At 58.0% G+C, this 11616-nt stretch carries 10 protein-coding genes; 2 read left to right on the top strand and 8 right to left on the bottom strand.

What is annotated here, in order from left to right; genetic code table 11:
• A partial coding sequence (locus M0974_RS05485; RefSeq protein WP_297833749.1) for an HPr family phosphocarrier protein occupies positions 1-182 on the top strand: 182 nt, incomplete at its 5' end.
• Between the two features lie 17 nt (positions 183-199).
• Here M0974_RS05485 and M0974_RS05480 read toward each other — a convergent pair.
• Positions 200-400 carry a hypothetical protein gene (locus M0974_RS05480; protein ID WP_367278961.1) on the bottom strand — a complete coding sequence of 67 codons (201 nt, stop codon included), beginning with the start codon at positions 398-400 and terminating at the stop codon, positions 200-202.
• Positions 401-641: 241 nt separating this feature from the next.
• On the bottom strand, positions 642-1988 hold the full coding sequence (gene pmbA, locus M0974_RS05475; RefSeq protein ID WP_297833748.1) for a metalloprotease PmbA: 1347 nt from the start codon (positions 1986-1988) through the stop codon (positions 642-644).
• Positions 1989-2095: 107 nt separating this feature from the next.
• Here pmbA and yjgA point away from each other — a divergent pair, with 107 nt between their 5' ends.
• Positions 2096-2617 carry a ribosome biogenesis factor YjgA gene (yjgA, locus tag M0974_RS05470; RefSeq protein ID WP_297833746.1) on the top strand — a complete coding sequence of 174 codons (522 nt, stop codon included), beginning with the start codon at positions 2096-2098 and terminating at the stop codon, positions 2615-2617.
• Between the two features lie 48 nt (positions 2618-2665).
• On the opposite strand, the gene tldD is transcribed toward yjgA, so the two are convergent.
• The 6 genes from tldD to mreD form a co-directional block, all read right to left on the bottom strand.
• Positions 2666-4105 (bottom strand): metalloprotease TldD, encoded by a 1440-nt coding sequence (gene tldD, locus M0974_RS05465; protein ID WP_297833744.1) that lies wholly within the window; start codon positions 4103-4105, stop codon positions 2666-2668.
• A 2-nt stretch (positions 4106-4107) separates the two neighbouring features.
• Entirely contained in the window at positions 4108-4959 is an 852-nt protein-coding gene (locus M0974_RS05460; RefSeq protein ID WP_297833742.1) for a carbon-nitrogen hydrolase family protein, read from the bottom strand.
• 58 nt (positions 4960-5017) lie between these two features.
• On the bottom strand, positions 5018-8815 hold the full coding sequence (locus M0974_RS05455; protein WP_297833740.1) for a YhdP family protein: 3798 nt from the start codon (positions 8813-8815) through the stop codon (positions 5018-5020).
• Positions 8816-8960: 145 nt separating this feature from the next.
• Positions 8961-10418 carry a ribonuclease G gene (rng, locus tag M0974_RS05450; protein WP_297833737.1) on the bottom strand — a complete coding sequence of 486 codons (1458 nt, stop codon included), beginning with the start codon at positions 10416-10418 and terminating at the stop codon, positions 8961-8963.
• The gene (locus M0974_RS05445; RefSeq protein ID WP_297833735.1) at positions 10411-11028 is read right to left on the bottom strand and encodes a nucleoside triphosphate pyrophosphatase; all 618 of its coding nucleotides are present in this window, start codon (positions 11026-11028) and stop codon (positions 10411-10413) included. Before M0974_RS05445 ends, rng begins: the two co-directional genes overlap by 8 nt.
• A 30-nt stretch (positions 11029-11058) precedes the next feature.
• Entirely contained in the window at positions 11059-11550 is a 492-nt protein-coding gene (gene mreD / locus M0974_RS05440; RefSeq protein ID WP_297833750.1) for a rod shape-determining protein MreD, read from the bottom strand.
• Positions 11551-11616 lie beyond the last annotated feature (66 nt).

Genomic DNA, 11616 nt, shown 5'->3' with positions numbered 1-11616 from the left:
GCAAGATACGAGTCGGTCGCGACGCAGAAAGCACGGTCGACGGCAAAAGCATCATGGCGGTCATGATGTTGGCCGCTGGCAAAGGCACAGAAATCTATCTCCACACCGACGGCGAAGACGATCAGGCTGCGCTGGATGGTTTGATTGCGCTGATCAATAACCGGTTTGATGAAGGCGAGTGACTCCAACCCTGCTAGCGCTAGGTGAGGAGCTTAATGATTAAGGCAGTGAACGTCGCCACCGTGCCGATTAATCCACAGGAAATGCCAACGGGATACCAAAAAATTTCCCGAGCATATTTCCGCGCTTCAACCTTGAGTTTGTCGGCCTCGGCCTTCAACTTGGCGGTCTCAACCTGAAGTTTTTGCCGCTCGACGGCGGTCATAATGACTGCTTTCATGGTGTGAATCCCTTTCATTTCGGGCCAAGGCCCTTCCGTTGACGTCCATGTCACTAAACGGAATCTACCCGCAGCCGGTAGATTGCCGCAATCAAATCTCTGTGTGATTGTTTGTCCGCCGCACACCATCTTTCTGTAGGACCGAATTCATTCGGGAAGCAGGCGAAGCTGTGCGCCAGGCATACCGCACCGCTGCCTTCCCGAATGAATTCGGTCCTACAGATGGTGAATCGACCTTGCTTCAGCTACCCGCGACCGTCATCCGTTCAATCAATATCGAACCCGTGCGAATATTACTGCGTAGTTCAAGATCGCTGCCGATGGCGACGATTTGCTTGAACATATCGCGCAGATTGCCGGCGATGGTCACTTCCTGCACCGGGAATTGAATCTCTCCATTCTCAACCCAGAATCCTGCCGCGCCACGGGAGTAGTCGCCCGTCACCATGTTCAAACCGCTGCCCATTAACTCCGTCACCAACAAGCCGCGACCCATCCGACGCAGCAACGCCGCCTGATCTTCAACGCCGTGGGTGACAAACAGGTTGTGCACGCCGCCTGAGTTAGCGGTGCTCGGCAAGCCCAGCTTACGTCCGGAATAAGTCCCCAACACGTAAGACACCAAGTCACCGTTTTCGACGAACGGTTTGGCGTAAGTTGCCAGGCCATCGCCGTCAAATGCAGAACTGCCCATGCCACGCATTAAATGTGGCCGTTCGTCGAGCGTCAGCCATTCAGGAAACAGCCGTTGACCCATGGCGCCTTCGAGAAACGAAGATTTACGGTACAAATTGCCACCGGAAATGGCCGACAAGAAATGCCCGAGCAACCCACCCGCCAGTTCCGCGGAAAACAGCACCGGCACTTCGCAAGTAGGTACTGGACGCGCGCCCAACCGGCTAGCAGCTCGTTCAGCAGCGCGACGGCCGATGCTTTGAGCGTCCGCCAGCAATTCACCCTGACGGCTCACGTCATACCAGTAATCGCGCTGCATCTGGCCATCGCCTTCTGCAATCATGACGCAACTCAGGCTGTGACGAGTCGACGCTGATCCGCCGATAAAACCATGGCTGTTGCCGTATACGCGGCAGCCTTGATGGGTATTGAGCGTGGTGCCGTCCGCGTTCTTGATCCGGCTGTCGGCATCAAACGCCGCCGCTTCACAGATCAAGGCGCGCTCGATGGCCTGCTCAGGTGTGATGTCCCACGCATGGAACAGATCGAAATCCTGCAACTCTTTAGCCATCAACGCCGCGTCGGCAAGGCCCGAGCTTTCATCTTCAGACGTATGCTTGGCGATCGCCAAGGCAGCGGCAACGGTTTCACGAATAGCCTCCGGGCCGCTGGCCGATGTACTCGCCGAGCCTTTGCGCTGCCCTACATACAAGGTGATACCGAACCCTTGGTCGCGATTGAACTCGACGGTTTCTACTTCACGCTGGCGCACCGATGTCGACAACCCTTGCTCCAGCGACACCGCAACTTCGCAGGCACTGGCGCCCTGGCGCTTGGCTTCGGCGAGAATTTGCTCGACCTGGTCTTGCAGTGCCGGCAATGCTTGTGGGCCGACGCTTTGAGATTCACTCATGACTTTCTCCATCAAATTCTGCTTTCGGCACATGCCGAATACCGACCGGGCCGGACAAGTGGCCCTCGACTGGTTATCATGGCGGCGATTATTAGCGGACTGCCCCCATGGTTGATTCTTACGACGACTCCCTCGACGAGGGTAAAAGCAAAACTCAGGTCAAACGCGAGCTACATGCTCTGGTTGACATGGGCGAGCGCCTGACCACACTCAAGCCTGACCTGCTGGCGAAGCTGCCCCTGACCGACGCCCTGCGCCGGGCATTGGCTGAAGCGCCCAAGCACACGGCAAACATTGCGCGTAAGCGGCATATCCTGTTCATCGGCAAACTGATGCGCGATCAAGACCTTGACGCCATTCTGGTACTGCTTGATCAACTGGATGCCTCCACTCGCCAATATAACGAACGCTTTCACGGCCTCGAACGCTGGCGTGATCGCTTGCTTGTCGGCACCGACGACGTGATTGAAAAATTTGTCGGTGACTATCCGGATGCGGATCGTCAGCAACTGCGCTCGTTTATTCGCCAGGCTCAACATGAGCTGGCGCAAAACAAGCCACCGGCTGCCAGCCGTAAACTGTTCAAGTACATCCGTGAGCTCGACGAGACCCTGCGCGGTCTGCGCTAGTCTTCGATCCGGGGTGGGTGTTTTTTACCATCCAACCCCGGCTCACGTTCAACCGCCTGTGCCACCTACCGTAATTGCATCGATCTTCAAGGTCGGCTGGCCTACGCCTACCGGTAATGACTGACCGTCTTTGCCACAGGTGCCTACGCCGCTGTCCAGCGACAGATCGTTACCGACCATCGACACTCGACTCATGGCTTCCGGCCCGTTGCCGATCAAGGTCGCGCCTTTGACCGGTGCAGTGATTTTGCCGTCTTCGATCAAATACGCTTCGCTGGTAGAAAATACGAATTTCCCGCTGGTGATATCCACTTGTCCGCCGCCCAGGTTGGCGCAGTAGATGCCGCGTTTTACCGAAGCGATGATTTCCGCAGGATCACTCTGTCCAGCCAGCATGTAGGTGTTGGTCATGCGCGGCATCGGCAAGTGCGCGTACGATTCGCGACGACCATTGCCGGTGCGAGCCACGCCCATCAGCCGCGCGTTGAGCTTGTCTTGCATGTAACCCTTGAGCACGCCATGTTCAATCAGCGTGGTGCATTGGGTCGGTGTACCTTCATCGTCTACAGACAGCGAACCACGGCGACCGGCCAACGTCCCGTCATCGACGATGGTGCACAGCTTGGACGCGACCATCTCACCCATGCGCCCACTGTAGGCGGAGCTGCCCTTGCGGTTGAAATCGCCTTCCAGACCGTGCCCAACCGCTTCGTGCAACAGCACGCCAGACCATCCAGGCCCCAGAACCACAGGCAGGGTGCCGGCCGGTGCCGGGATCGCTTCAAGGTTGACTAGTGCTTGGCGCAGCGCTTCACGGGCATACCCCATGGCGCGGTCATCACTGAGGAAATAACGGTAGTCCGTACGCCCGCCGCCGCCATGGCCGCCGCGCTCGCGTCGTCCATTCTGCTCGACGATGACGCTGACGTTGAACCGCACCAGCGGACGCACGTCGGCCGCCAGGCTGCCGTCAGTGGAAGCCACCAGAATGCGCTCCCAGACGCCCGCCATGCTGACCGTCACTTGCTGGATGCGCGAATCCAGAGCCCGCGTTGCAACGTCGATGCGCTTGAGCAGCTCGACTTTTTCGGCTCGGGTCATCACTTCCAGCGGATTATCCGGCGCATACAGCTGAGCGACATCTTGGGTAGTAAACGCTTGTACCCGGCCTTCTTGCCCAGCACGGGAAATCGAACGAGCCGCGCGCGCAGCCAGGCTCAACGCTTCGTGGGTAATGGTGTTGCTGTAGGCAAAGCCAGTTTTCTCGCCCGATTGCGCCCGCACGCCAACGCCTTGGTCGAGGTTGAAACTGCCTTCCTTGACGATGCCGTCTTCCAATGCCCAAGATTCTGAAATCTGCCCTTGGAAATACAGGTCAGCCGCATCGATTCCGGGTCCGGCCAGCTCGCCCAGCACCGACTGCAAGCTGTCGAGGCTAAGGCCGCCCGGCGCTAAAAGGTGTTCGCTGACAGAGGACAAATCGCTCATATTCACTCCGAAGTGTGCACAGGCCGCACGGCGTCCTGCGAAAAAAATCGCCGGTGATTGGACACCGGCATCCGCGCCCTAATGGACGCCTGTTCATCGCTATCTCGCTCGGCCAGCAACACCGACTCGCCTTGGGCTTGCTCGGCCAATACCCGCCCCCAAGGGTCGATGATTGCCGCATGCCCATAGGTTTCCCTCGGCCCCGGGTGCATTCCGCCCTGCGCCGCTGCCAGCACGTAACACTGGGTTTCTATCGCTCGCGCCCTGATCAGGATGTCCCAATGGGCAGCACCGGTCACCGCAGTGAACGCCGATGGCGCGGTAATCAATTCAGCGCCCGCTTCGCGCAGCGCCGTGTATAACTCCGGGAAACGCAGGTCGTAACACACGCTTAACCCAACCCGACCTACCGGCGTATCCGCCACCACCACGTTTTGACCGTGAGCATAGTCATCCGACTCACGGTAGCGGCCACGACTATCGGCAACGTCCACATCGAATAGATGCAGCTTGTCATAACGGGCCACCTGCTCGCCGTGCTCATCGACCAGCAATGAACACGCGGTCACTTTGCCCTGCGGCCGATCAGTCGGCGGCAGCGGCAATGTGCCCGCAACTATCCATAACTTGAGGTCGCGAGCGGCAAGTTTCAACCATGGGAGGATAGGACCTTCGCCTTGAGCCTCGGCGCGGCCGATATCGGCGACGTCTCGACGGCCCATTGCAGCGAAGTTTTCCGGCAGCACCGCAAGGCGTGCGCCAGAGGCGGCGGCCTGCTCCAGCAGGCGCCGGGCCTGGGCAAGATTAGCCAGCACATCGCTTTGGCTGACCATTTGAATCACGGCAAAGGACATGGCGCGCTCCGGACAAGACATGCGGCCACTGTACTCCAACAGGCGCTAATGATGTTTTTCAAGGTTTGAGGAACGTGATTTTCGGCTCTTTGATCGGTCCCTGAACGCTGTACTGAACACTGGCAAACCGGGCCACACGATCGCCTAACAGCTTATCAACCAGGAACAGTGCGCCCCCAATCGCTGGCGCACCGATGAGCAGCGCGGCGATCGGCAAGTTGTTGGTCACCGGCAAGGCCACGAGCAATTTCGCATCGACCCGGTCCTTGACTGTGTCCAATGTGCCATCGAGCTCAATGTTGCTTGACGGTCCAGTCATGCTAATTGGGCTGCGGGTCACATATACACCGTCGCTGGCAACCAGTAGACCTTTGACTTGATCATAGCTCAGGCCTTTGCCAAGCAAATCGGAGAAGTCCAGGCGCAACCGCCGTCCAATGGAGTTAAAGTTCAGCAAGCCGAAGATTCTAAGTGCTTGGGCGCTGCCCTCCACTTCGACAAATTGCCCACGGCGCAACGTAGCGTCCAGGCTTCCCGAATAGGTTTTGACCCCTATCCAGGCGGGCGAGCCCGGCCAGCGACCATCAACATTAAGCTCAAATGATTCACTGGTCACCGAAGGGGCAAAACCCCACCCTTTCAGCACATCCGCCAGATTTTTACCGTCAACCACGCCTTTGTACCAACTGCTGGTCGATCCTGGCGCCCCTTCCCAAGCACCTTCACCCTGCAACAACATGCCTTTGAGACCTAGGCTCAAATCAGACAGTCGCGTACCGGTCGGGGTCGGACGTGCTTTTAGGGACCAGCCGCCAATCAATTGATCGCCCTGATACAACTGGGTGACTTTGACGTCCATCGCGGGAATCAATTTCGGGTCCACGCTGGCCAGCGGGTCAGGTGCGTTTTCCACAACCGCCGCATTCGGATCGGCTGCCGGCAGCTTCACGTACAGCAGGTCAATATTCATCGGCGAGGTCTTTGCGTCTGGCAGAGTAGCCGTGCCTTTGAGCAACGAGCTATCCACCGCCAGCGCCCACTCTGACTCTTTGCGATCCAGTTGCACGCTGACGTTTTCGAGGGTCGAGCCCATGGCGCTCAACTTTCCGATCTGCAGGTCGGCGCTACTCAACAATTGCTTGGCACTGCCGCCAGGATCGTCACCCGCGTAACGCGCCACCATGTTTTTCCAAGGCGTCACGTCGAGCTCTGACAGCACGCCTCGTACTCTCAGCCCCTTAGCGTCCGGAACCACGGCGCCACCCTTACCGAGAAATAGCTCACCGCGGCCGTCGGCGATCTTGCCAGCGGGCGCAGCGAATGCAAGATTGGCGAGGTCGCCGTAGGTCAGCCAGAAGCGCCGTTCCGCCCCTTGCAAGGTCATGCGGAACTGACTGTCGCGCATCTCTTCAGGTCGTTTGCCGAAAGGTGCTGGCAAGTCGACGGTCAACCCCTTGAGGTTGGAGTCGATCTGCAATTGACTGTTGGCACTGCCGAGCATCACCTGTAATTGATAGGGCATGTCACCGGAAACGGGCATTGGCTGAGTATTGCCCAGCCACTCGGCAAGCCGCTTTTGGCCAACCTGGCCACTGGCTGCGATGCGAGTAACGATTGCCCCCGGCTTGCCTTCGGCAAAAATTTGCGCAGTGATGGGGTGCTCAAACGCCTGAGCCTGAATATCGTTACCGCTTAGGCCCTTGGCATTGTCGAAGCGAAACGAGCCCTTGAGCTGGGTTAAATCCAGTGAGGGGTTCGCCAACCTCAGACGTGCTGCGTCGGTGGCGAAATCCACAAGGATTTTCGGCTCTTCGCCTTTGCCCAAAGGAATGTCCAATTTGAGCTTACCCTGCAACGGACCATCGCCCTGCCATCCTGCAAACGTATCCGCAGTGCCGATCGGTGCCTCTTGGAGAATCTTCACGCCGTCGCCGAGTTCGCCTGCGAAGTCACCGTCGACCAGCAAATGACTGTTTTTGCCCGGCAGCGCATGGGGAATATTGACCAAGACATTACTGACATCGGTATTGAGCAAACGCCCCTTGCTGGCCTTGATGCGAACGCCAGCGCCGTCGACAAACACTTTACCATCCACGCCCGTCAGCGTCGGCCATCCCGGTTGAAAGGCCAGCGAAGCGTCGTGAACCTTGAAAAACAGACTGATACTGCGCGCCGCGTCCACTGCATCGTGCTGCAGCGACCCTTGATACTGGAAGTAGCCTTGATCGACGGCGCCACCGAGAATTGCCGTGCGCAGCCATTCGTCCAGCGCCGGGCTCAGCACTGCCGGTAAATACTTACCGGTATAACGACCATCGCCGTCGACCAATCCGACGCGCAGGTCCATGTAATCTTCCTGGGTCGAGTTGAAATGCAGACGGATCAGGAAGTCGCTGGCGATTTTTCCTTCGTCGCCCAGCACCTTGATGTACGGGGCAATCAGGGTGAAGCCTTGCTTATCGAGCTTCCAGGTGAGTTGGGCGTTGGCCTTCTGGTATTTCCACGGATGGGCGAAGATCGGGTACAGGTGCAGCATGAAGTCATCGGTGTCCAGGCGCAGCTCGCCCTGACCAAGATCCCCGCTAATACTGCCGCTGACATTCCCGGCTGCGGGCGCACCGTGGTAGGCGTTAAAGCCGACTTTGTCGAGATTGGCCGCGAACCCGAAGCGTTTGTCGCCCTCGGCCTGTGGCCGGTAATCGAGCAAGACATTGCGCAGTCCGCCGGTGGCTTTCAGGTTATCCAGCACCACCATCAGTTGGTCTGGCAACGGCGCCAGCGAATCGAGAATGGGGGTGATGGGCGTCAGGTCGACGCGATCAGCCTGAACATGCCAAAGCTCTTGGTCTTTACCCGTAGCTGACTGCTGCAGTTGAATCCGGCTTTCCCAACGCTTTTCGCCAATGTTCAGGGCCAGTGATTCAAGCGACAACGTAAAGCCATCGTCGCCGCGCTTGAACCAGGCGTTAAGCGCCAGATTGCTGAGGGTGGTCGGTTTGCGTTCAGCGTAAGCACCCGTGAACTTCGGCGCGTTGACTCGGGCTACCGCACTTTGCAGCGCGCCCTTGCCCCAACTCAGCCATAACTCGCCGCCGGCCTTGAGGGTGGATACTTTCCACTGTTGCGTCAGGCTGGCTGGCAGCCAATGCGCCCAATCACTTTGCGGCAGGCTCAGGTACGCATCGGCATCGCCCTCACGCCACTTCTGCGGCTGCACCCGCGAACGCACATTGAGCGCCATCGGCTGACCATCAGGCAAGGTCAAGCGTGCGTCCAGCCGCTGGTTATCGCCGGCCGTTTCGAGGGTGAAGCTGACGTAGGTGAACGTGAGCGGCGACTTACCATAGGGCTGCAGGGTGACCTGACTGTCCAGCAGCGATAGGCGCGTCACCGCTTTTATCTGGGTCAACATCTGCTCTGGATCGAGGGGCTTGTCGTCTTTAACCGGCAAGCCCTGCATCGCCCAATGACCGTCGGGGCTTTCTTTCAAGCTCAGCTGCAGGCCATCAAGTTCAAGGTGGGCGATCCGCACTTCGTGAGCCACAAGGCTGGCCCAGAGGTCGGGCACCGCGGTGACATGGTCCAGACGCAGCGCGTTGGCGCCCTCACCCACAACCACATCATGTGCCAGCAAGACCGGGGCGAAACCGCTCCAACGGCCTTCAAGGCGGCCGATGCTCAGAGGCATGTCCAACGCGGCGTGGACTTTGGTTTGTATCTCGAAGCGATATTCAGCGACTAGCGGCACCAATTGGCGCCCGACGCTGACATACAGCGCCAACAGCACCAAAAACAAAGCGCAAGAGCCCAGACCCAAACGAATCAAAACACCAAGAGTCCGTGTCAGTCGGCCCATTTCAGCAGACCTTCCAGACTAAGGTTTGCGCGTGCGTTCTGCACGGCTGCGCAGTCATCGGGAGGATCGGGGATTGCTCATTCGCCACGCATAATTCTCGTTAAAAGGCGTCCTGCCATTAGTTCTGAACGTGACGCATTGCCTATCAGAGCAACACCACATCATATTGTTCCTGGGAGTACATGGTCTCGACCTGAAAACGGATGGTCCGGCCAATAAAACCTTCCAACTCCGCGACATTCCCCGACTCTTCATCCAGCAAGCGGTCCACAACTTTCTGATTGGCCAATACACGATAGCCTTCCGCTTGATAAGCGCGGGCTTCGCGAAGAATTTCTCGGAAAATTTCGTAGCACACTGTTTCCGGGGTCTTCAATTTGCCACGACCCTGACAACTGCTGCAGGGCTCACACAATATTTGTTCAAGACTTTCGCGGGTGCGCTTGCGCGTCATCTGCACCAGACCCAATTCGGTAATACCGATAATGTTGGTCTTGGCGTGATCGCGCTCCAGTTGTTTCTCCAGAGTACGCAACACCTGACGCTGGTGCTCACCGTCCTCCATGTCAATGAAGTCGATGATGATGATCCCACCGAGATTGCGCAGGCGTAGCTGACGGGCAATCGCGGTCGCGGCTTCGAGGTTGGTCTTGAAGATCGTTTCTTCCAGGTTGCGATGGCCAACGAACGCCCCGGTATTGACGTCGATGGTACTCATCGCTTCGGCCGGATCAATTACCAGGTAGCCGCCGGACTTGAGCGGGACTTTGCGCTCAAGGGCTTTCTGGATTTCGTCTTCGACACCGTACAGGTCGAAAATCGGCCGTTCACCTGGGTAATGCTCAAGGCGATCAGCGATTTCCGGCATCAACTCGGCGACAAACTGGGTGGTTCTCTGAAAGGTTTCGCGGGAATCAATGCGGATTTTTTCAATGCGCGGGCTGACCAGATCACGCAGTGTGCGCAGCGCAAGGCCCAAGTCTTCGTAAATCACGCTGGGCGCGCTGACGGTCTGGATTTGCACGCCGATCTGGTCCCACAGGCGACGCAGATAACGAATATCCATGAGGATTTCATCAGCGCCAGCGCCCTCGGCCGCGGTGCGCAGAATAAAGCCGCCCGCTTCCTTGATGCCTTCTTGGGCGACGCAGTCGGTGACCACCTTCTTCAGGCGTTCACGTTCAGCTTCGTCTTCGATTCTCAGCGAGATGCCGACATGGGCAGTCCGGGGCATGTACACCAGATAGCGCGACGGGATCGATAATTGAGTGGTGAGACGCGCGCCTTTGCTGCCAATTGGGTCTTTGGTGACTTGCACCACCAGACCCTGACCTTCGTGAACCAACGCGCTGATGCTTTCAACTGAAGGGCCTTCACGCATGGAGATTTCCGAGGCGTGAATAAACGCAGCACGGTCCAGGCCAATGTCGATAAACGCCGCTTGCATGCCGGGCAGTACCCGCACGACTTTGCCTTTGTAAATGTTGCCCACAATACCGCGACGCTGGGTCCGTTCGACATGGACCTCCTGCAACACACCGTTCTCAACCACTGCCACGCGCGACTCCATCGGCGTGATGTTGATCAGAATTTCTTCACTCATGGCTCAGTAACCTTTCAGGGCGTTGCCAACAGGGTATGCCGAAACGGCTGAGCAGTTCTGCGGTTTCGCACAATGGCAAACCGACGACTGCTGAATAACTGCCTTGCAGGCCATCAACAAAGATTGCTGCCAGTCCTTGAATCGCATAACCCCCCGCTTTGTCCTGGGGTTCGCCACTGCTCCAGTACGCCTGAGCTTCGCCAGCCTGGATTGGCCGCAAGCGCACAACACTGCGCACTACGCAGGCTTCACAACGCTCATGGTCGAGGATCGCCACGGCCGTCAGCACTTCATGCTCTCGTCCGGACAACGCACTCAACATGGCATGGGCGTGCGCTTGATCCATCGGTTTGCCAAGAATATGGCCATCCAATACGACGGCGGTGTCAGCCCCCAGCACGCAAGCGTTTAAAGCGTTGCCGCGGGCGACGAGCGTCATCATGCCGGCCTCGGCCTTACCACGCGCTAAACGTTCGACGTAGGCAACGGCGGACTCATCGGGCAAAGGGGTCTCATCGATGTCAACGCTGAGAGCAGTAAAAGACACGCCGATCTGCGTTAACAGCTCACGACGACGCGGCGAGCCAGAAGCCAGGTAAAGCGAGGGCATTAGGACATCTCCTTGTCAGTGATGGGCGGCTCAATAAATACTCAATCGCTTGCTCAAACCTCGCATGCCGTAACTGACCCACGGCCACAGCAGTGCACTGACCAGCGCGGGCAGCACCAACGCGAGCGTCGGTTGACGGTTACCGGTCAGCGCGCTCAGCCACAGTTGGGCCAACTGGGCCAAGCCGAAAATAACCAGAATGACCATGCTTTGCTGCCACATCGGGAACGTACGCATGCGCTGCTGCAGGGACATCACCAAAAACGTGATCAGGGTCAGGATCATGGCGTTCTGTCCCAATAGCGTTCCATACAGCACGTCTTCGGCCAGACCGAGCATCCAGGCGGTGGTCATGCCGACCTTGTGCGGCAACATCAAGGCCCAAAATGCCAACAGCAGTGCAAGCCAGAGCGGACGGAAAATTTCCATGAACTGCGGCAGCGGCGAAACGCTCAGCAGCAGGCCGATAGCGAAACTGAACCACACTACCCAGCCATTTTTAGCACGCGCGAGACTTACCATTATTCTTCCCTCGCCTGAGGTGCAGCGGGTGCGGTAACCGGTGATTTGGTCGCAGCAGGTTTGGCG

Origin of the sequence: Pseudomonas sp., from assembly GCF_026224925.1 — a bacterium.
Taxonomy (GTDB): domain Bacteria; phylum Pseudomonadota; class Gammaproteobacteria; order Pseudomonadales; family Pseudomonadaceae; genus Aquipseudomonas.
The sequence above is the reverse complement of the archived record's forward strand: the minus strand, read 5'-3'. Positions and strand labels throughout refer to the sequence as shown.

Bases quoted from the DNA above. Each gene is read 5' to 3' on its own strand.
- M0974_RS05480 (WP_367278961.1), bottom strand. From the start codon at position 400: ATGAAAGCAGTCATTATGACCGCCGTCGAGCGGCAAAAACTTCAGGTT.
- pmbA (WP_297833748.1), bottom strand. From the start codon at position 1,988: ATGAGTGAATCTCAAAGCGTCGGCCCACAAGCATTGCCGGCACTGCAA.
- yjgA (WP_297833746.1), top strand. From the start codon at position 2,096: ATGGTTGATTCTTACGACGACTCCCTCGACGAGGGTAAAAGCAAAACT.
- tldD (WP_297833744.1), bottom strand. From the start codon at position 4,105: ATGAGCGATTTGTCCTCTGTCAGCGAACACCTTTTAGCGCCGGGCGGC.
- M0974_RS05460 (WP_297833742.1), bottom strand. From the start codon at position 4,959: ATGTCCTTTGCCGTGATTCAAATGGTCAGCCAAAGCGATGTGCTGGCT.
- M0974_RS05455 (WP_297833740.1), bottom strand. From the start codon at position 8,815: ATGGGCCGACTGACACGGACTCTTGGTGTTTTGATTCGTTTGGGTCTG.
- rng (WP_297833737.1), bottom strand. From the start codon at position 10,418: ATGAGTGAAGAAATTCTGATCAACATCACGCCGATGGAGTCGCGCGTG.
- M0974_RS05445 (WP_297833735.1), bottom strand. From the start codon at position 11,028: ATGCCCTCGCTTTACCTGGCTTCTGGCTCGCCGCGTCGTCGTGAGCTG.
- mreD (WP_297833750.1), bottom strand. From the start codon at position 11,550: ATGGTAAGTCTCGCGCGTGCTAAAAATGGCTGGGTAGTGTGGTTCAGT.